The organism is Bradyrhizobium sp. USDA 4472 (genome assembly GCF_054058595.1).
Map to the genome: position 1 here is coordinate 493,417 of NZ_JBSSAM010000001.1, position 19,930 is coordinate 513,346.

Annotated in this window: 21 protein-coding genes; 10 read left to right on the forward strand and 11 right to left on the reverse strand. The window is 60.6% G+C overall.

The annotated features are described in order from the left end of the window. Positions 1-32 precede the first annotated feature (32 nt). Entirely contained in the window at positions 33-632 is a 600-nt protein-coding gene (locus ACVWZ4_RS02330) for a S1C family serine protease (protein ID WP_456737931.1), read from the reverse strand. Positions 633-1,042: 410 nt separating this feature from the next. Here ACVWZ4_RS02330 and ACVWZ4_RS02335 point away from each other — a divergent pair, with 410 nt between their 5' ends. Continuing rightward, positions 1,043-1,255: a hypothetical protein gene (locus ACVWZ4_RS02335; protein WP_456737930.1), complete on the forward strand. Its 213-nt coding sequence runs from the start codon at positions 1,043-1,045 to the stop codon at positions 1,253-1,255. A 75-nt stretch (positions 1,256-1,330) separates the two neighbouring features. Here the strand turns inward: ACVWZ4_RS02335 and ACVWZ4_RS02340 are convergent, their stop codons facing one another. Further along, a complete protein-coding gene (locus ACVWZ4_RS02340; RefSeq protein WP_456739767.1) occupies positions 1,331-2,089 on the reverse strand; it encodes a CBS domain-containing protein in 759 nt (252 codons plus the stop codon). Between the two features lie 117 nt (positions 2,090-2,206). Here ACVWZ4_RS02340 and ACVWZ4_RS02345 point away from each other — a divergent pair, with 117 nt between their 5' ends. From ACVWZ4_RS02345 to ACVWZ4_RS02360, 4 genes are all read left to right on the forward strand, one after another. Continuing rightward, a complete protein-coding gene (locus ACVWZ4_RS02345) occupies positions 2,207-2,914 on the forward strand; it encodes a c-type cytochrome (RefSeq protein WP_456702206.1) in 708 nt (235 codons plus the stop codon). A 120-nt stretch (positions 2,915-3,034) separates the two neighbouring features. Further along, entirely contained in the window at positions 3,035-4,567 is a 1,533-nt protein-coding gene (locus ACVWZ4_RS02350; RefSeq protein ID WP_456739768.1) for a thymidine phosphorylase family protein, read from the forward strand. Next, on the forward strand, positions 4,564-5,484 hold the full coding sequence (locus ACVWZ4_RS02355) for a ribose-phosphate pyrophosphokinase (protein WP_456739769.1): 921 nt from the start codon (positions 4,564-4,566) through the stop codon (positions 5,482-5,484). Before ACVWZ4_RS02350 ends, ACVWZ4_RS02355 begins: the two co-directional genes overlap by 4 nt. After that, a complete protein-coding gene (locus ACVWZ4_RS02360) occupies positions 5,481-7,076 on the forward strand; it encodes an MBL fold metallo-hydrolase RNA specificity domain-containing protein (RefSeq protein WP_456739770.1) in 1,596 nt (531 codons plus the stop codon). Before ACVWZ4_RS02355 ends, ACVWZ4_RS02360 begins: the two co-directional genes overlap by 4 nt. Positions 7,077-7,114: 38 nt before the next feature. Here ACVWZ4_RS02360 and ACVWZ4_RS02365 read toward each other — a convergent pair whose 3' ends face one another. From ACVWZ4_RS02365 to ACVWZ4_RS02375, 3 genes are all read right to left on the reverse strand, one after another. Beyond that, positions 7,115-8,227, reverse strand: a complete 1,113-nt coding sequence (locus ACVWZ4_RS02365) for an OpgC domain-containing protein (RefSeq protein ID WP_456739771.1) — start codon at positions 8,225-8,227, stop codon at positions 7,115-7,117. Positions 8,228-8,267: 40 nt separating this feature from the next. Continuing rightward, positions 8,268-8,729: a CBS domain-containing protein gene (locus tag ACVWZ4_RS02370; RefSeq protein ID WP_456789958.1), complete on the reverse strand. Its 462-nt coding sequence runs from the start codon at positions 8,727-8,729 to the stop codon at positions 8,268-8,270. A 79-nt stretch (positions 8,730-8,808) separates the two neighbouring features. Further along, on the reverse strand, positions 8,809-9,252 hold the full coding sequence (locus tag ACVWZ4_RS02375) for a baeRF12 domain-containing protein (RefSeq protein WP_456739772.1): 444 nt from the start codon (positions 9,250-9,252) through the stop codon (positions 8,809-8,811). Positions 9,253-9,487: 235 nt separating this feature from the next. Between ACVWZ4_RS02375 and ACVWZ4_RS02380 the strand changes: the two genes are divergently transcribed. Beyond that, positions 9,488-9,766 carry a hypothetical protein gene (locus ACVWZ4_RS02380; RefSeq protein ID WP_456739773.1) on the forward strand — a complete coding sequence of 93 codons (279 nt, stop codon included), beginning with the start codon at positions 9,488-9,490 and terminating at the stop codon, positions 9,764-9,766. A gap of 202 nt (positions 9,767-9,968) precedes the next feature. Then, complete coding sequence (locus tag ACVWZ4_RS02385) at positions 9,969-10,418, forward strand: c-type cytochrome (protein WP_456702199.1); 450 nt, start codon at positions 9,969-9,971, stop codon at positions 10,416-10,418. Positions 10,419-10,554: 136 nt separating this feature from the next. Here ACVWZ4_RS02385 and ACVWZ4_RS02390 read toward each other — a convergent pair whose 3' ends face one another. Together ACVWZ4_RS02390 and ACVWZ4_RS02395 are read right to left on the reverse strand one after the other, a co-directional pair. Then, positions 10,555-12,843 (reverse strand): heavy metal translocating P-type ATPase, encoded by a 2,289-nt coding sequence (locus tag ACVWZ4_RS02390; RefSeq protein WP_456739774.1) that lies wholly within the window; start codon positions 12,841-12,843, stop codon positions 10,555-10,557. Between the two features lie 152 nt (positions 12,844-12,995). Then, complete coding sequence (locus tag ACVWZ4_RS02395; RefSeq protein WP_456737922.1) at positions 12,996-13,157, reverse strand: hypothetical protein; 162 nt, start codon at positions 13,155-13,157, stop codon at positions 12,996-12,998. Positions 13,158-13,426: 269 nt separating this feature from the next. Between ACVWZ4_RS02395 and ACVWZ4_RS02400 the strand changes: the two genes are divergently transcribed. From ACVWZ4_RS02400 to ACVWZ4_RS02410, 3 genes are all read left to right on the forward strand, one after another. Then, positions 13,427-13,879, forward strand: a complete 453-nt coding sequence (locus tag ACVWZ4_RS02400) for a pyridoxamine 5'-phosphate oxidase family protein (protein WP_456702196.1) — start codon at positions 13,427-13,429, stop codon at positions 13,877-13,879. Positions 13,880-14,046: 167 nt separating this feature from the next. Continuing rightward, positions 14,047-14,610: a hemerythrin domain-containing protein gene (locus ACVWZ4_RS02405; protein ID WP_456702195.1), complete on the forward strand. Its 564-nt coding sequence runs from the start codon at positions 14,047-14,049 to the stop codon at positions 14,608-14,610. A gap of 97 nt (positions 14,611-14,707) precedes the next feature. After that, the gene (locus tag ACVWZ4_RS02410) at positions 14,708-15,019 is read left to right on the forward strand and encodes a cytochrome c (RefSeq protein WP_456737920.1); all 312 of its coding nucleotides are present in this window, start codon (positions 14,708-14,710) and stop codon (positions 15,017-15,019) included. Positions 15,020-15,214: 195 nt separating this feature from the next. Here ACVWZ4_RS02410 and ACVWZ4_RS02415 read toward each other — a convergent pair whose 3' ends face one another. The 4 genes from ACVWZ4_RS02415 to ACVWZ4_RS02430 all read right to left on the reverse strand — a co-directional run bounded on the left by ACVWZ4_RS02415 (position 15,215) and on the right by ACVWZ4_RS02430 (position 19,793). Next, the gene (locus ACVWZ4_RS02415; RefSeq protein WP_456738465.1) at positions 15,215-15,922 is read right to left on the reverse strand and encodes a 3'-5' exonuclease; all 708 of its coding nucleotides are present in this window, start codon (positions 15,920-15,922) and stop codon (positions 15,215-15,217) included. Continuing rightward, on the reverse strand, positions 15,888-17,690 hold the full coding sequence (locus ACVWZ4_RS02420; protein WP_456737918.1) for a putative nucleotidyltransferase substrate binding domain-containing protein: 1,803 nt from the start codon (positions 17,688-17,690) through the stop codon (positions 15,888-15,890). The genes ACVWZ4_RS02415 and ACVWZ4_RS02420 overlap by 35 nt, the downstream gene beginning before the upstream one ends. A 112-nt stretch (positions 17,691-17,802) precedes the next feature. Next, entirely contained in the window at positions 17,803-19,494 is a 1,692-nt protein-coding gene (locus ACVWZ4_RS02425) for a cation acetate symporter (protein ID WP_456702191.1), read from the reverse strand. After that, positions 19,491-19,793: a DUF485 domain-containing protein gene (locus ACVWZ4_RS02430; RefSeq protein ID WP_456702190.1), complete on the reverse strand. Its 303-nt coding sequence runs from the start codon at positions 19,791-19,793 to the stop codon at positions 19,491-19,493. The genes ACVWZ4_RS02425 and ACVWZ4_RS02430 overlap by 4 nt, the downstream gene beginning before the upstream one ends. Positions 19,794-19,930 lie beyond the last annotated feature (137 nt).

Sequence of the window (19,930 nt, forward strand, 5' to 3'; positions counted from 1 at the left end):
ACTTCGGCTTAAGATGCTCAGAAACTCTCTTCCTATTGGGCAGCCACAAAAAGCCTCGTGATCGCGTCGACCGACGCCGCAAAAGCAAATCCGTCCCTTCGCGCAACGATCACGCCGATGAGCTTGCCATGTAGATTCACGAGCGCACCTCCTGAGCTTCCGTGACCCACAAGTACGTCTGATTGGATCAGATTGCGATTGGCTATGCCAGGACAGGCACGATGCAGCCCCGAAACGATGCCGAAGGTCACGGTCTGTCCCCAATCATCGGGATCACCGATGGCCAAAACCGGCTCTCCCACATCAAGCGCGCCAGGCTTCTCCAGATCCAACGCATGAAGGTTGCCGGCCTCGATCCGGAGTAGCGCAACGTCGTCGCGATCGGATCGGACAAGCACGACGGCGTTCAATGCTCGTCCATCCTGAAGCAACGCCTCTACAGTCGTTGCGTTTGCAACCAAGTGATTTGCGGTCACGATCAGGCCTGCCAGGGCGTCCACGATGACGCCCGCTCCTTGCCACTCTCGAGGCGTGGGTGGATCCGGGAAGACTGCTTCCGGGTCGAATATTCGCCGTTCCGACGGCACGCCCCAGCCTTGTACCCGCACCACAGCGGGCGAGATGCGCTTCACCAGGAGAGCAAGGCTCGTCGTCTGGTAAGTCTCGCCTTGTTCTCTATGGACGTCGTTGCCCCAAGAGGCACCGGACTCGAGGACGAGCGCCAGACTGCAGGCCGAAACGCTTATCCATCTTAGACATCGGCAAGAGATGCTGCGTGACATAGGACACCCGTCCAGCGATCAGAGCTACATTGCCTAACGAGCTTAATGATCTGGATCCGGTGCTATTTGAGGATCCTCAAATATCGCCTCGCCATCCTCGCAAATCTCCCGGCGAATGTTGGATGACCGCGAGCCGTGCCATCTCTCTTCCGAGCCCACGGATACTTCCTTAGGTGAAACCCCAGAATTTCGGCCGTTCGGCCGATGCTCTAGAACGATTTCACCAGCACGCATCTGGCTCGTTGACAAAGGGGCCTGCAATGAACCACTCGATTTACTCGGCTGACAGGGCAACGCACCTGAAGGTGGTCGCTGCTGTGCTGCTCGCCAGCACCGCCATGATCGCGACCACACTGGCTGCCCGCCCGAGCCATCCGGAGATGAACGTAAAAGCGACGGCCCAGGCCGTCCACGAGACCCGCCCGGGACATGCTCTTACCGCGATCGCGCAGCACGAGAGACACTCGATCTAGATCGACTGTTGGAGGATCGTGAGATGACTAGCGAAGCAATCAGGGCGCTGATGATACATGAGGACTAACGAGGCATCACAAAGGTTCGTCGTCGAGTGTCGATGGCTCGGCGTGCAGCGACACGAAGTCGCCTCCGCCATAGTCGTCCTCCGGGTCGGGATGGGCGGAGCGAAGACAAAGGCGGTCAACCACGTCTCGAACACCTGGAACGTTCTCGCATGTCACGATAACAGCCCGATGAGCGTTTTCGCCCTTGACGACGCCCCGTAGCGTCACCGCGCCTTTGTTGACGCTAACGTTTAGGCCGATGGGTTGCCATGGTCTCCCGGCCAACGCCGCGAGAACGGACCGACGGATCTGATTATCATCCTGCGAATAGCCGGACGTGCTGGTCAGCGGACCGGCAACTGCCGAGAGGAAATCCGACCGAGTAATGATGCCGACGATGCGATCGCCGCGCGTCACCGGAACATGATTCAGATGCCGGCGCTCCATCAGATCGGCGACTTCTTCGACCGACGCCTGCTCGCTGGTCGTCGCCGGCTCGCGCGTCATCAGCTGCTCGACCTTGCGACCGTGCTCCTTGACGAATTCGCCCGCAATCCGTTCGCCCCCAAGCAGGACTGACAGCACTCGGTTGCGCGCATGTTCCGTTCCAATTTCGCCTCGCCTGAGGAAATCGCTCTCACACAGGACTCCGACAAGCTTTCCGGCGGAATCCGTAACCGGCAGACCGCTGATGTGATGATCAAGCATTAACTTGATGGCGTCGACAATCGGGGCATCGGGTCGGATCGTCATCACCCGTTGAGACATTATCTGGTACGCGCGCATGTCTCCACTCCGGAAAGACTTAAGAGGTATTTGCCGCGTCAAATGACGTCTTGATTCAGATCAACACCGGGACGGGTCAGAATGTCATTCTGATGAACAACATCGGAGAGATCGACCATGCGCCTGCGAACGCTGTTGTCGGTCGCGATCCTCGCATCACTCTCGGTCTCCGGCGCAGGGGCGCCTGCCGACGTTTCTGCTGCACTATCCGATCTTATGACCAGACTGCAACTTCAGCACGCCAAGCTATGGTTTGCGGGCAAGCTGAGCAATTGGAGCCTGGCAAACTATGAGGCTGAACAGATCGACAGCAGTCTCGAAACCGCAGGCAAGCTGTTGACCGATGCATCGCGCACCAGTCGCGCCGAGGAGAAGCTCCAAGGCGTACGTGAGGCGATACAATCGAAAGACGTGCCTGCCTTCACGAAGGCGTACTCAGCGCTGACAAACGATTGCAACGACTGCCACCGGGCGAGCGGGTATGCCTCGATTACAATTCAGGTGCCGCTCACGTTGCCCGTTCCCAATCAGCTGTTTACGGACCAGGTGGCTGAAGGACGGGCGCTCGCTCGCGCATCCTGCGGAACGTGCCATGTCGTTTCCGACGCCGCAAAGGAAGCGCCGGCACCCCGGCCCTCGGCACCGAACTTCTTGGAGATCATCAAGCGGCCGTCGTTTTCCGCAGACGAGCTCCGGCAATTTCTGGTTTCAAGGCACCGCTGGCTAGGGCCTGACCAGGCAATGCCAAATCCAAGGCTCACCGAATACCAGATCGAGGCACTTGTCGCGTACCTGGAAACGTTAGAACCGAACGGGTCTCGCTGAGGCATCCGCAGCGCCGGCTTATCCAAGCCCGCGCCAGAGAGCAGGCGGCCGATTGATCTGTCGCAAACCGGTCTCGTCGGCAGCCGCCTATCGTTGCTTCACCCGCGAGAATCTTCATTGATGAACGCCATTCCGCCCGGCCGCGCGCAGCTCAAATCCCGGTGTGTCAATCTCGACACCGGCCGGGAGAACGTCGTTGTGATCTCCCGCCGTTCAACGGCGCTGCGGCCGGACCTGTTTCGTGGCTTTTCCAGGGTCGAGCTGCGCAGCGGCTCGAAGACGCAACTGGCAACTGTGCTTCTCACCGATGATGACGGCCTGGTCGGGCCCGACCAGCTTGGCATGGCGGAGCCGGCATTTCGGCGCTTTGGACAGCCGGCGGGCACCTACGTGGAAGTTACCCCTGCTCCGTCCCCGCCGAGTTTGGACGCGGTTCGCGCCAAGATCCAGGGCAAGACACTTGAGGCTCCCGAGATCAGCGCAATTGTCGACGATCTCACGCATTACCGCTATTCGGACATGGAGATCGCTGCCTTCCTCGTCAGCACCGCAAATTTCATGACATCCGGGGAGCTGATCGCGCTCACAGAGGCCATGGCCAGAGCCGGTACGCAGCTCAGATGGAATACAAAAACTGTCGTCGACAAGCATTGCATTGGCGGCATTCCCGGCAATCGCACGTCGATGATCGTGGTGCCGATTGTAGCCGCGCACGGACTGACAATCCCGAAGACGTCATCGCGCTCGATCACGTCGCCAGCCGGAACGGCCGATACCATGGAGGTGCTGGCCCGGGTCGACCTCAGCGTCGAAGCCATGAAGGAGGTCGTCGCCTCGTGCAATGGCTGCCTTGTATGGGGCGGGCACGTCAACCTATCCCCGGCAGACGACATTCTGATCGGCGTCGAGCGCCCCCTGGCGCTGGATACGCACGAACAGATGGTTGCATCCATTATGTCGAAGAAGCTGGCCGCCGGCTCGACACACCTTCTCGTCGACCTCCCGGTGGGTCCCAATGCCAAGCTTACGACTGCGTCGCAGGCTATGCGACTTCGCAAGCTGTTTCAGTTCGTCGGCGATCGGTTTGGCCTCGAAGTGGAGGTCGTGACCACCGATGGACGGCAGCCAATCGGCAATGGTATCGGCCCGGCGCTTGAGGCACAGGACGTCATGGCGGTCCTCGCCAATGAGCCCCAAGCCCCGCGCGATCTTCGTGAGAAGTCGCTACGCCTTGCCGCCTACCTTCTGGAATACGACCCTGATTTGCGGGGGGGCACCGGCTATGCGCGGGCAACTGAGCTCCTGGAAAGCGGGGCGGCGCTTCGACAGATGGTGAAGATCATCGAAGCCCAGGGCCCTGCGCCTTCCGCGAGCAAAATTGGCAGCCTTGCCATCGACGTTCGCGTCGAACGAGATGGTGTCGTTGCAGCGATCGATTGCTTGCGTCTCAACCGCCTGGCGCGGACGGCCGGCGCCCCGCTCGACAAGGGCGCGGGAATCAAGTTGTTCAAGAAGATCGGCAATCGGGTCGAGCAAGGCGAGCCGCTCTATCGCATTCACGCGTTCGAGCCCTCGGGATTTGACCTTGCCGTGGGCATGGCCCAGCTGGAGTCCGCTTACCGGATCGAAGCGCAAGCCGAGGCCGCACCATGATCCCAACTGCGGTTCAATGGCTGCCCACGTCAGCTCATTTTGGGCCTCGGCTCGCCGAGGCCCTCGGCATCCCAGGCCATGCGATCAACTTGCATCGATTTCCGGATGGAGAGCTGCGGGCAACTGTAGGCCCGGCGGCAAACACCACAATAGTCTGTTGCTCGCTCGATCAGCCCAATGACAAGCTGATTGCGCTGCTGTTCGCTGCGGAAGCCTTACGGCGCAACGGCGCGAGGCGCTTGGTGCTCGTTTCGCCCTATCTCGGCTACATGCGCCAGGATGCTGCGTTCCAGCCGGGTGAGGCGATCAGCCAGCGCGCAGTCGGTACTCTTCTCGCGAGCACCTTCGATCGCGTTATCACGGTTGATGCACATCTCCATCGCACGCCCAGCCTCGCCGGCGTGTTCCCTGGAATAGATGCGGACAATCTATCGGCGGCTCCTGCGATCGAGGCCAAGCTCCATGCCGAGGCAGTCGCTCCCGCGACGGTCGTGGTCGGCCCCGATGAAGAGTCGCGACCTTGGGTGGCCGACATCGCCGGCCGCCTCGGACTTGCCTACAGCGTGGCGCGAAAAGTACGCCGGGGTGATCAATCGGTGCACATCGCATTCCCGAACACGAAGCTGTTCGTCGGCCGTCCGGTGCTTTTCATCGACGACATCGTGTCGTCCGGTGGGACGCTTACCGCCTGCGCGGAAGCTCTTGTCGCCTCGGGAGCCTCTTCCATCGGGGCCATCATCGTCCACGCACTATTTCCACCGGCGCTTATGACCGCGTTCGGTCGCGCCGGCATTCGTTCCGTCCGATCCACCAACAGCGTGCCGCATCCAACCAACGCCATCAGCCTCGACGATCTTCTCGCTCGCGCATTGCACCGAGACGTGGTTGGCATACCGGAAAGTGGGAGCCCCCCTTGAGCGTTACCGTCCAATTCTGCGGCGCGGCCCGCACCGTTACCGGCTCCTGCTATCTCTTCAAAACGCCGGCAGGACGATTCCTGGTGGATTGCGGCCTGTTCCAGGGACAAAAGACGCTGAAAGCGCTGAATTATGGCGCGTTCCCGTTTCGCCCGGCCGACATCGATGCGGTATTGCTGACCCACGCCCACATCGACCATAGCGGGCTCCTGCCCAAGCTGAAGCGCGAAGGCTTTTCAGCCCCGATCCTAGCAACGCGAGGTACCATCGAGCTCTGCTCGTATATGCTTCCCGATGCGGGCAACATCCAGGAGACGGAGGTTGCCGCCCTGAATCGCCGCAACGCAGCCCGAGGGCGTGCTGCCGTCGCGCCCATCTACACGCAAGCCGATGCGATTGCGATTCTCGATGCCTTTCGGCCGGTCGAGTACCAGGCGTGGTACACGGTGATACCGGGCGTCCGCGCCCGCTACTGGAATGCCGGCCATTTGCTTGGCTCGGCTTCGATCGAGTTGGAATTCGCCGCTCAAGGCAGAGATGAAGGACCCTTGCGCGTTCTGATGTCGGGTGACATCGGGCCCGACGCCAAACTACTGGAGCCGGACCCGGAAGGCCCGACCAGCCTCGATTACGTGTTCTGCGAGTCGACCTACGGCGACAGCGACCGGCCGTCCACAACACCCGCACTGCGTCGTTCCCATCTCGCCCAGGAGGTGCGAGATGCCGCCAGTGGACGCGGCGCGCTGCTAATCCCCGCTTTTGCGGTTGAACGGACCCAAGAGCTGATCGTTGACCTGGCCGACTTGATGGCCCGCGGGGAGATACCGACGGCACCGATCTTCCTTGATTCGCCTTTAGCGATCCGTTCCACGGAGGTCTTCAGGAACAACGCGGCGAGCCTCGATCCGGCCGTCGATCTGGACCGGCTGCTTGGTTCCAGTCAGCTGCGCTTCACGGAAACCGTTGACGAGAGCAAATCGATCGCCAGGCTCTCCGGCTTCCACATCATCATTGCCGCAAGCGGCATGTGCGACGCAGGTCGCATCCGCCATCATCTGAAGCGATGGTTATGGCGCAGGGAGGGCACGGTCCTTCTCACCGGATTCCAGGCCCAGGGCACCCTGGGCCGCTTCTTGCGCGATGGCGCGAAGGCGGTGAGGATCCAGGGCGAGGAGATCAAGGTCGCCGCGAGAATTCGGTATATCGACGAATATTCGGGACACGCTGACGGCCCCGAACTCGCGCGCTGGATAGCCTCGCGCCGTCCCATTCATCGTGGCCTTTTCATCGTGCACGGTGAAGAGCACGCGCTCGAAGGCCTTCTGAACCGAATCGCCGAGCGAACCGTTCCAACAGCGCGGATCTTCACGCCAATACTGGACGATGTCTACGAGCTGTCGACTGCCGCGCCGACGCCGATCGAAGTGGCTCGCCGCCGCAGGCTCGCGCCCGAAGCGGTTGTCAACCTGGACTGGCACAATGATATGTCCAAATTGGTTCTCGATATCAATGACCAGATCGAAGCCGCGGCCGACGATCGATCGCGCGGCGTCATCATCCGGAAATTGCGCAAAGCGCTCGAAGGGGGATGAACGGTGCTCGCCGATACGGCCTCGGAAGAGAGATCGAGTCAGAGCAATCTCAGTCGAGACGCGGCTCGGTCTGTGGTTCGGGTCAACACGGTGGCAAAGACTGTGAGAACCGCGATCCCCATGCCGCTGACCATGATTTGTGCAAGCACGCCGCCGGATGCAGTCCTCAGAAGGAAGTAAGCGAAAAGCGACAGCAGAACTCCAACACAGTAAACCTCGAGCGAATTCTCTCCACAACGAACGGCGCCCAACACCGCGCGCGACCGTAAGGCGGCCCGATGCGCGGGCACGATATTGGCGACGCAGACCGCAAGCGCAAGGAAATGCAGAAGCCGCAGCGGATCAAGATCCGACTTGTCTATCGGATAGACCAAGGCTTTCAGGAATCGAGGAACTACGAGCTCAAGAGCCGGATTGATCCAACTCATTGTAACAGCCAGTGACCAAATCAGGTATGCGGCCGAAAGCATGATCGCCGGACGCGACATCACGAAGGGCGCCAACCGCCCATGCCCCACCACCGCCCACCATCCACCGATCGTGACGAGGAATTGCCAGGCGAACGGGTTGAAATACCAGTCGTTCGTCGGCCATCCCCGAAGGTTCCAGCCGTAAGCCTGGACCAAGCCGTACAGGAGAGCCGAAACGGCCAAGGTCGCATTGGGCCATCTGAGCAAAAGCAGGAGCCACGGCGCAAACAGCAAATGAAAGAGCACGAAGGTCGGCAGCACGTCCGTATTGACGGGGCGGTACTGCAGGATTGCCGCACGCGACAGCGCTTCTCCCGGTTTCTGCAGGACGATCGCCACATTTGCCTCGTCTGCGAGGTCGGCATCCATCCAATGAACGGCCACGACCAGAAACAGCGTCAGCAGGAGAAATGCCGAATAAATCTCCCAGCTCCGCCGAACCGTATGACCGATCGTCGCCCAAGTCCCGGCGCTTCTGAACACGTGTCCATATGCCATCGTGCACGTCAGCCCCGAGACAAACATGAAGACTTCAGTGGTGTCGCTGAATCCATAATGGCTCAACGTAAGCCAGCTACAGATATTCCCTGGGATGTGGTTGATGAAGACGAACCAGAGTGCAATGCCCCTGCAGGCATCGAGCCGAATATCTCGGTGTGGAATCTTGTCGAGTGGACCCATCGCAAAAGCTCGAATCCCGCCGCTCGGCTGACCTATTTCCTTAAGGCTTGCCGGGCTTGCCAAGACAGCTTGCCAGCGCCGTGAGCATCTGCATCCGGCCAACGATACCCACGACCTTTCTCTTGCGGAGCACCGGCAGCTGCGAGATCTGGTAGACATCCATTTCCTTGACGACAGCATCGATCGTGGCATTCTCCTCGACGCAAACGGGATGACGGCTCATGACTGCTTCGACCCGAAGTCCCCTGGTTCGCTCGCGAGCCAGTTCGCCTTCCTGCTTCCCCAGCAGCCATTCGAGCCAACACCCTTCGGGATAAGTGACGCCCAGCTCGCGACGATGGAGGAAGTCGCCTTCGGCAATAATGCCGACCAAGGCCCCTTCGCGATCGAGGACCGGCAGGCCACGTTGATTGGTCTCGAGAAGGAGATGGAGGGCCTCCAGAAGCGGTGCTTCCGGCCTCACAGTTGCGAACGAGGTCCGCATGATATCTGACGCCCGCATTGTTTCTCTCCCATCGGAACCGCCAACGCCGGCAGTCGGAGCTGCTACCTCACGCGAGGCCGCACCAACACGGCCCGCCCTACTCGTCCAGCAAATGCTTTTCGATGTCGCCGACCGGATGCCTGGTGAGATCCTTCGCAAGCTCCGCCACGATCCGTCTCTTCACATCACGATGAAAATCCGACCGAAGCGCTGCCAGGGTTCGAGGCGGAGCGACGATGATCAGTGCAGTCGACGCATCGCCGCGCACAAGACCTTCCGCGGCAGCCGCCACTTGCTTCACAAAGCGGCGCTCCTCAAGCTCGTGCCAGTCAACCGTCTCCACGGCGCTTCTCTGCCCTGAATGCAAGGCCTTGCTCACCCTGCCAGGCCGATCGCTCCCTTGGTCGTGAGCCGGGGGATTCTCGTCCTCGAAGACAGCCTCCACCTTCAGGCTCGGGAGCTTTTCGCTGCCTTCGTTGCGGAAGAATAGCGCCTTTCGTCCGTCGCCGACGAACACTACGGCACCATGCGGTATCAGCATTCGGATCTACTCCCTCGGAAGTCGATGATTCCTACCGCTTGGCGGACCCCCGTCGTTGATCCTGATCAATCTCGATCGCTCGCAAATCCGGCAAGATGACGGGCAAATCGCCTGCCTGAAACGCCCGCCTTTGTCCACGCGAATGGAGCCGGCGGATTTTGCAAGCTGAGCACCGCCATCACCAATCGCGCTACTGTGGCGGAGCAGGCTCCTCGTCCGCCAACGCGACACGCTTATGAAACAGTATGGCAGTGTCCGCGAAACTCGCCACGCATTGGTGACCGCGGGCGAAATTGCGGAGACGACCGAGCGCAGCATCGTTCAATCCAAACAGGCGCTCGTAGTCGCTGCGGCTGATCTGAACAAGCGCGCCTTCCTGCAACTCTTGCAGCCGCTCCTCCAAGTCGGGCAATGTCAATTTGGGGGGCATCATTCAGCTCACCTGCCAAGACTGTACGATATTGAAGCGAGTTTGATCGGCCTCACAGGACTCCTGGAAGACTTTAGCCTCTAGCGCCGCGAAGGGATTGAGCGAGATCAATTGAGAGCTGCTGGCGACCCACAGGGGCGGTTAAGGCACTCGCGGCTCCATAAATCCGCCGCATCTCAAACCACCTATGAGCTCAAGCCGAAAGCCAGACTTGATGCGAATCAAAACTGTCGGGATGCGAAGCCGCTAATATTTTACATCTTACCAGCCTGCGTCGGAGCACGACATGGTACGCTTTGGTGGAACATTTTTGGTAGTGGCCAGTCTGACCACTGGTTTCGCCGCCGCGGCCGAGGCTGAAGACCTCGACATCGGTAGGTCAGAATTTCGATCCTCGTGCGCCAGCTGTCACGGTGCGGATGCGAGGGGCAAAGGACCGGTTAGCAACCAACTTAAGTTACCGCCTCCCGATTTGACGATGTTGGCCAAGAACAACAACGGCGTATTTCCTACGAACGCTGTTTATGAAACCATAGATGGATCGAAGACAATTCCAGCTCACGGCACTCGTGAAATGCCAGTTTGGGGAGAGCGATTCAACCCCATCGTCAACTTGCCCCATTATGTTGATCCGTATTATTGGAAGATGGCTGGACCAGAGCAAAGCCCGGACGTCGTCGTGCGAAAACGCATTCTCGCTGTTATCGATTATCTCGGCCGCATTCAGCAAGAGTAGCAGGCGACAGCCGCGCGGCACGTGCGCCGATGCCGAACAACGCTGGAGAGAAAGTAGCAAGTCCTCGGCCAGATCGCGCTCTAACGAAGAAGGCCCTTTTACTTGGCCTCGGGCTGCCTAAAGCTCGCCAGACTGATTACTGCGCGGCCACGGCTTCGTAAATGTCCTCCTCTTGAGCCGTATGCATGCGCACCAGCGTTTCGATCGCCTCGATTACGCGTTGGGCGTCTCGGACAAGATAGCGGTCGATTTTTTCCGACGGCAGATCAGCCGAGATCCGCGCGAGCAACCGCGCAAGGTGCAAGATCTCACGATGCGCGCGACTCATTGCCGAAAGGCCGTGGCGTTCACGCAGCACCCCTGCAATCTTCGGATAGACGCTGCGCTCGTCCTCGCGCTCGTGCTTGACGACGCTGCCCTGAACCAGGCGATGAGCCTCTTCGATCAAGCCCGCCGCGGAGTCTGGCGTCGCATCGTCGATCGCATCGGCGATCTTGCGGAGCCGGTCGAGATCCCTGAACAGCGTCTGATGGTCGTGATGCAATGCCAGGCCCTGCTCTGCGGATATCCGACGACCCGTGCTCCCATGAGCTGGAGTGAGCGCGCGCAGCGCGTTCAGGATGACGGCAACATCGATCACCTCCTGTGCGATCGCCGCCGGGACTGGACCCAGCCAGCCGACGGTGGCGGCCACCATCGCCCCTATCGACAATCCCATCCCAATAATGATGCTTTGGAGTGCGATACGCCACGCTCGCTGCGCGATTATGATCGCTTCGCCGACGCGATCAAGCCGATCGGTCAGGATCACCACATCCGCCGCCTCGGACGAGGCGCTCGCGCCGCGCGCGCCCAGCGCGATGCCGATATCGGCTACGGCCAACGCAGGTGCATCATTGATACCATCGCCGACCATGATGGTCGGATGCAGCCGCTGTTCGGTGCGCACGGCCTCGACCTTGTCCGAGGGAACGCGGTCGGCCAGCACGGCATCGAGGTCGAGCGCGGCTCCGATGGCCTGCGCCGCTGCGGCGCGATCGCCCGTGACCATCACCAATCGCGCGATGCCGGCGTCGCGCAGCAGCCGGATCGCTCGCGGCGTATCAGGCCGCAGCTCGTCGGCCAGTAGCAGCGCGCCGATCGCACGGCCGTCCACGGCAACAAAGACGATCAGTGCCGAGCGCCACGATGCGCGTCGGATTGCCCGCAGCTCCCACGGCGACAGCTCGGCACTCGAGCGGAGCAGCTCTCGCGAGCCAGCGGTTATCTGCCGGCCGTCGATCAGGCCAGACAGGCCGGTGCCCATGGTCTCTTTGACCTGCTCCGGCGCTTTCAGCTCCAGGCCGCGATCAACGGCCGCAGCAACGACGGTCTTGGCGAGCACGTGATGCGAGGCCTGCTCCAGCGATGCCCCAAGCGTGAGGACCTCGTCCGGATTTTCCCCCGGCGCGACTTCGACCGAAAGCAACCGCGCACCTCCGACCGTAAGGGTGCCGGTTTTGTCGAACAGCACGGTGTGCGCGCGCGCCAGCGCCTCCAGTGCCCCTCCGCCCTTGGCCAAGATGCCGCGACGGGCCGCTTGCGCCACGCCGGCGATGAAGGCGACGGGTGCGGCCAGAATCAGCGGACAGGGCGTTGCCGCCACCAGCACAGCGAGGCTGCGGGTCAGATCACCCGAGATCAGCCACGCCAGGAAGGCAATGACGAGCGTCACCGGCAGAAAGATCAGCGCATAGCGATCGGCCAACCGCACAAAGGGAGCCTTCGCCGTTTGTGCCGCCGTCACCATGCGCACGATACCAGCGTAAGTACTCTCCGCGGCCGGGGCGGTAACGGTCAACTCGAACGTCTCACCCGCATTCAGCGAACCTGAAAAGACGGCGCTGCCGCGTGTCTTCTCGACGGGGATCGGCTCTCCCGTAACCGCGGACTCGTCGATAGTGGCCGTGGCCGAACAGACGATGCCGTCAACCGGCACGATCTCGCCGGCCCTTACGAGGAGCTCTTCGCCGACCAAGACCGCCTCGATCGGAGCCTCTTCGATCCGCTCACCGGTCTTGCGCTGTGCCCGGCGCGGCGCACGATCGACGAGTGACCGCAGATCGTGTTCAGCCCGCGCGATTGCGATTTCCTCCAGCACGTTGCCGCCGGAATACATCAGTGCGACGACAGCCCCGGCAAGCGGCTGGCCGAGCGCCAGCGCCGCGCTCATCGAAAGGAGTGCGATCGCGTCGACGCCAAGGCGGCCGCCCAACAAGTCCCTGACGATCGAGACGGCCAGTCCTCCTATCACGGGCGCCGTGCCGATTGCCCATGCGAGGCCGGCCAGATCAGGCCGACCCGCGGCTCGCGCAAGAATACCCGCGGTCAATCCCGCGATTGCGATCGCAACCAGGGCCCATCGCAGAACCCGTTCAAACGACATGGTCTCATTCCGCAGCTACTTGCGTACCGGCTTGGGTGGTTCCTGAATTGATTCCCTGCAGTCCAGGGCTGCTACCGCATCATCCCTGTTGAAGCGGAAGGTCGGCAACGACGGGTGAATGCGCATCGTCGCAGTCGTTCCCGCGAAACAGTTCACCAGCGCGAGGTTGTCTTGCCGTAGACATAGAGCGCAACCAACCCGACGGTTACCGCCGTCGAGAAGATCAAAATATTTCGATCCCAATCGACCCGCTCCTTCTCGGCTCTTCTGAAAGCCAAGGCCGCAAATAGAGCCTTCAGGGCAAATCGGCGCATCAGAGCAGTCCTCCCAACTCGCACGATGTCACCGCTGTTGAAAGCCAGCTTGATGCAGCTCAACGAATCAGCTCGGTGGATGGGTCCGCTATTGCGACAAACGTGCCGCCAAATAAGCAGCGCCTCCTCCCGGAGCATTGGCACAATCGCCTCGGGCGATGAATGGGCCGACTGCGCCCAGGCCTGGCGGCCGGCTTCAACGATACTTGACCTGCCTCAAAACCTGCCCGCGGGTCGGGAGCTAGACTGCTGTAAATCGGAGGCGAGCAATGGACGAAAAGTTCAAGCGGAAAATCCTTCGGCTTTTGAACCAGCACCGGACCGCGAGGATCGCTACGGTACGACCTGACGGCTGGCCCCAGGTGACTAGCGTCGGCTACGCCAACGATGGACTCGTCATCTATTTTCTTTGCGGAGCGGACAGCCAGAAGGCAGCCAACCTTGCGAGGGACGATCGGGTCTCGCTAACGGTGGACGACGATCCCGCCCAGGTCATGGACATCGCGGGTCTATCGATGGCGGCACGCGCGAATCTCGTAACGGATCCCGCCGAGTTCGAAAAAGCCCTGCGGCTCCTGATCTCGCGATATCCGAACCAGAAAGGCCTCGATCTCCCCATGCCGAAAACCTCGGAGATCTGCGTCTTTCGCCTGACACCCACGATCGTCTCACTGCTCGACTACTCAAGGGGATTTGGACATACCGACCTGATCGCGTGCTAAGCAGCCGCGGCTTCCGCCAGCGCTTTCGCTCGCCGAGCCTTTGCCCTGGCGAAACTCATTTCACCGTTCGTGGCTGCATGCCAAATCTGACCATATTTGATCTGTCGCAAAGCAGATACGGGCGAGAAGATCATTCTTCAAAAGGGTTCACTCAGTGGAGTGTTGCCATGATCATCGAACGCCTAACCCGAGAGCATCGCAATATCGAGACGCTGCTCGCCATCCTCGAGCGGGAACTCGAGGTGTTCGACCGCGGAGAACGTCCCGACTACGAGGTCATTCGCGGGGTGATCAGCTATTTCGAAGTCTACCCGGAAGTGTATCACCATCCCCAGGAAGACCGCGTCTTTGCCAAGCTAAAAACACGCGATCCAGCTGCTGCTGCGAAGGTCGGTGATCTGGCTCGCGAACACCAGAAAGGGGCCCAGCTTTTACGCCGCGTCGCTCGCGCGGTCGACGGCGTACTCGCAGATCAGGAAATCCTTCGTGAAAATGTGGATCTCATCGTTCGCGATTTCATTGCGCACGAGCGCCGCCACGTGATGATGGAAGATCGCGATTTCTTTCCCGCGGCGCTCAATGCACTCAAGCCGCAGGATTGGACCGAGATCGCCTCGGCGGAAACCGGTCTCAAGGATCCGCTGTTCAGCGATGTTGCCGAAGAGCGGTTCGACGCGCTACGCGCACATATTCTGCGGCTGGAGCAAGAGGCTGAAGCCGAACGAAAGTAGCCGCGTTTTCTCTGGCCATGGGCTTCCTGATAGCGAATACGCCGGCCAAATGCAGAAGGACTGATAAGCCATCTAGCCGAAACGTAAAAGACCCGCCATGTCCGAAGCACTCAAATCTTCCTTCGTCGTATTTCTCGTGTTCGCGATTCTGGCGCAATCCGCGGTGGCCGATCCCCAACACGGCAAGGACATCGCAAAACGCTGGTGCTCAATCTGTCATGTCGTCGAGTCCGGCCAGACGATTGCCATCGACCATGCGCCGCCATTCAGCCAAATCGCGCGAACGCCCGAGTTCGATCAGAACAAACTCGCGTTCCTGCTGCTCAAGCCGCACCCCAATATGCCAAGCCTGTCGCTCCAGCGATCAGAAATATCGGATTTGGCCGAATACATCCGCTCACTCAGGTAACCGACGAGATCGTCGAGCTGCCGCGCTCACGAGGCATCGATCATTCCCTCGTCGACATGGGCGAGATCCGCGATCCCGAGTTCTCGGAGCGAACCTTGGTCATCTGAAGTCAGCTTCTTAAGCATGCTCCCTCCGTCCGCTTCGCGGCCAGCAACGAACACTCTACATCCCGGCTCCGGGCGCACCGAGCCCTGGTCACGCCCCAGTCGGATTGAAAACCGGGCTGGAGCGTTGGCGCGCGATCCGCACGCCCCGCTTGGCCAGGTCGCGTAACTGCAAGAACATCATCGCAGTCATCAACGCATCGTCGAAAGCATCATGCTGTTCCAGCAGAGGAATGCAGAGGTCACGGAGGATCGCAGCGAACGAGAGGTCGATTGACGTGTTGGGAGGGGCATCACCGTATTTGCGCTCGTAATACAGCCGCGAGATTTCAATACGCTCGTTAGGCAGCTCGATTCCCACCAGCGGAAGAATGTACTTGTCCAGCATAGCGATGTCGAAATCGACATAGTAGCCGATCAGGGGACGCGTCCCGATGAAGTGCAGAAAACTCGGCAGAACTTTCCAGACGATTGGCGCTGCCTCGACATCGGACCGACGCAAACGATGGATCTTGATCGCCTCTGCTCCCATCTCCCTGTCGGGACGGACTACGGCTTCGAAGTGCATGCTGGTCAGTATGCGGTTGCCGCGGATTTTGATTGCGGCAATCGTGACGACGTCGTCCTTCCGCACATTGAGACCGGTCGTCTCACAATCGATGACGACGAACTCGTCGTCTGGCGCTCGACCGAACATGAAGCGGTACGACTGGTCGCTCAGGGTCGCCTGGTGGAGCAGCCGCTTGATTGCACGTGGCAGCATTCTAAAATATGCCGAGCTTGAAATGATGACGGACAATTTCGCGAAACTGCTTCACCACATGGAGCGCGTCGCGCAGCAATTGACGCTCCATACTGGACAAATGCGCCGGTCTCACCAGAGTACCCGACGCGCCGGCCGACGCAGCCAGCTGCCCGTCGAGCCGGAGCATCAGCAGGAATCGAAACGCCTGGTTCAAGTCGCGTCCAAAGTCGGTTCGCAGCACGCCCAGGTCACATAGACGGGAGATTCTCTTGTCCGTGGAGGTCTCGTGCAGGCCCTGTCCGAGCGCCAGGCTGCGAACGCCGTGTACGATGGGAAAGATGCCGCCTTTCTTGAGATCGAGCGCGTCTCCCGTGCCCTCGGACGTGATCAGGTTGTTGAAGAGGCCGATCGGTGTCTCGAAGGCGTCGACCGCGCGAGCGAAGTGGGCCAGGAACGCCTGCTCGCCTCGGATCATGTCGATCAGCGCCGTCTTGGCGCTATCAAGCAGTTGCGCGTTGCCCGCGATCGCTTGCGCATCATAGATGATAGCTACATTCATGTGCGCGGTCTGGTCTGGAAGTACGATCCAGCGGCGAAAGTCCGCGAGATAGTCGGCGAGCGGCCTGGACCAGACCGGATTGCGCACCATGATATCACCGGGACAGGGCGGAAAACCGAAGCTCTCCAGCGCACCCGAGAACTCGTTCCGGAAGAACTCCAGTGTCGCACTTTCGGCCGGTCCCTCCAGGATGAGACCGTTGTCCTGGTCGGTGCGCATCGTCTGCTCGCCGCGGCCCTCGCTGCCCATGACGATCAGACAACCGCTGGTCCGCAGCTCGGCGGGCGCGACCATTTCGAACAGTCTGGAGAGAAGGCGCCGGTTGAGGTCCGAAACGATCTCCGCGATCACCTCCACCTTGACGCCCTGCCTTCGCAGCGCCCGCGTTTGCGCCTCGATCTCGCGCGCAGCGATCGCCAGATCCTGCAGGCTGGAGCCGCGATCGATGCGGCCGGCGACGACCTGGGCGCTACCTGCCAGAAATCCAAGGAGGTCGATGTCCTCGAGAATACCGACGAACCGCTCGCCATCGTGCACGGCGAGACGCCGCTTATTGTGTTTCGTCATCAGTAGAAGGGCCGAAGAGACGAAATCGTCGGGTCTGACCGACACGATGTCGAAATTGGCAAACTCGCCCACGGGCGTCTGGATCGGCTGGCGCCGCAACACGACCGCCTTTGACAGGTTCATGCCTGTTATGATGCCGATCCGCTCGCCATCGCGAACAAACAGCGCGTTGCTGTCGATCTCGTGCATCAGGTGACCGGCGGCTTCAACCGTGTCCCTCGCCGCCACGAACGATGGAGGATGCAGAAACAGCTCGCTGACCCTGGCGTGCATCAGCGAGCCGTAACGCTTCGCCTCCTCGTCATTGGCAAGCTCATCCAGCTTCTGAGAGATCTCGCGGTAGAAGAAAGCCGCAAATCGCGGATTGGCCTTGATCAATTTGAGGGCGACGGCCTTGGGGATTATATAGCAAAGCGTTTCATCGCGGGCGAGAAAGTGGTGCCCGTTGTGGTCGTGAACGAGCACGCGACTGTCGAACGTGTCCTTGGGACCGAGCAGCGCGAGCAGATCCGCCTCGCTCCGCTCCTCGACCGTGCCCTTGATCACGACATAGAGGGCATCCGCCGGAGCGTCCCTGCTGATGATCGCTTCTCCCGGGCTGAAGTAGCCTATATCGAGCGCCGCCCGCAATGTTTCGGCCTCGTGCGGCGTCAGACGATCGAACGGAGGGTTGGTGATATCGAATGCCTTGGGCATTTCGGTCTTCCGAGGATGCAGACAATCCAGAGGCCTGACGATCGACCATCGAAAGATGGCACCGGCCGTCCGGTGACCCGGCCGGCGCCAAGCGCCGTCCAGCCGGCCTTATTCAGTGAGTAGTCGCCGAGGCAGCTCCGATACCGGTCTGCGACCGAACATATTGTGCATCAAAACCGTCGCGGTCGAGCGCGGCCCGCTTGCTGCGATCCAGAATGGAGACCAGCCAGATACCCGCAAACGCCAGCGCCATCGAGAACAAGGCCGGATTGTCCAGCTTGACAGGCGCGGACCCCTTGGCGAAGCCCAGCGTGACCTCCCAGACGGCCGGCGAGAGAATGACCCCGACGACTGCGCTGACGAGACCCAGGAAGCCGCCGACCAGCGCTCCCCGCGTCGTCAGGCCCCTCCAGAAAATCGACATCACCAGCACGGGGAAATTGCAGGACGCCGCGATGGCGAAAGCGAGGCCAACCATGAAGGCTACATTCTGATTCTCGAATACGATGCCGAGGAAGATGGCCAACACGCCCAGAACCAGTGTCGCGATCTTCGAGACACGGATCTCGTCCTGCTCATTGGCGGTCCCGCCCTTGATCACCATGCCGTAGAGGTCATGGCTGATGGACGATGCCCCGGCCAGGGCCAATCCCGACACGACGGCTAGGATCGTGGCGAAGGCGACGGCCGAGATAAAGCCCAGAAACAGATTGCCGCCGACCGCGCTGGCGAGATGGATGGCGGCCATGTTGGAGCCGCCCCTGATCGCCGCGATGCCGCTCTTGGTCTTTTCCAGAATGGTCCCGTCCAGGAACATCGCGTCGGTCGAAACCAGCGTGATCGCGCCAAAGCCGATGATGAAGGTCAGGATGTAGAAATATCCGATAAGGCCTGTGGCGTAGAACACCGACTTACGGGCCGCCTGAGCGTCCTTCACGGTGAAGAAGCGCATCAGGATGTGCGGCAGGCCGGCCGTCCCGAACATCAGCGCCAGGCCGAGCGAGATTGCCGACAGCGGGTTCGAAATAAGGCTGCCTGGCTCCATGATTGCGAGCTTCTTGGGGTGCACCTCGGTTGCCTTGGTGAACAGGCTTTCGGGACTGAACCCGTACTTGTAGAGGACAGCTCCGGCCATGAAGGTTGCGCCCGAGAGCAGCAATGCGGCCTTGACGATCTGCACCCAGGTTGTCGCCTTCATCCCTCCGAAGGTCACGTAGATCATCATCAGGCCGCCGACCAGTACGACTGCGATCCAGTAATCCAGACCGAACAACAGCTGGATGAGCTTGCCGGCTCCGACCATCTGGGCAATCAAGTAGAACGCGACGGTCACCAGCGAGCCGCACGCCGCCAGGATACGGATGTCGGTCTGCCCCAGCCGAAACGACGTGACGTCGGCAAAGGTGAACTTGCCGAGATTGCGCAGCTGCTCGGCGATCAGAAACGTGACGATCGGCCAGCCCACGAGCCAGCCGACCGAGTAGATCAAGCCGTCGTAGCCGGAGGTGTAGACGAGGCCGGAGATACCGAGGAATGAAGCCGCCGACATATAGTCGCCGGCAATTGCAAGACCATTCTGGAACCCGGTAATTCCGCCGCCGGCCGAGTAGAAGTCCGCAGCCGACGCGGTCCGTTTTGCGGCCCAATAGGTGATTGCAAGCGTGAGCGCGACGAACCCGACGAACATGCCGATCGCTGACCAGTTGGTCGGCTGCCTGGAGCCACCCTCGATGGTGCCAGCGGCAAGCGCGAGCGTGGGGATGCTTGTGAATAGGATCACCAGCACCGACGAGAACTTCTTCATGAGCGGTTCTCCTCAACAATCTTGCGGATCAGTACATCGTAGCTGGAATTCGCCTGACGCACGTAAATGCCCGTCAGCACGAAGGCGAGCACGATGACGGACAAGCCTATGGGGATTCCGATGGTTGTCACGCCGCTGCCGAGTGGAATGCCCAACACTTTGGGAGCGTAGGCTACCAGCAGGATGAAGCCGAAATAGATGACCAGCATGATCACCGACAGCGTCCAGCCCAGCGACGAACGCCGGCGCACAAGCTCCTGGTAGTTCGGGTCGCGTTCAATCCTTGCAAGGTTGCTCACATCAATGATCCCTGGAGTTCTTCCCGTTGAAATGCCCCTTGTCTGACAAGGCTCGCCCACGCTTTAAGCGTTGGCGGACCAAACTCCATGATTCAGATCAAATTCCGATGATTCAATGCGAGCCTCGGGTGAAGCGG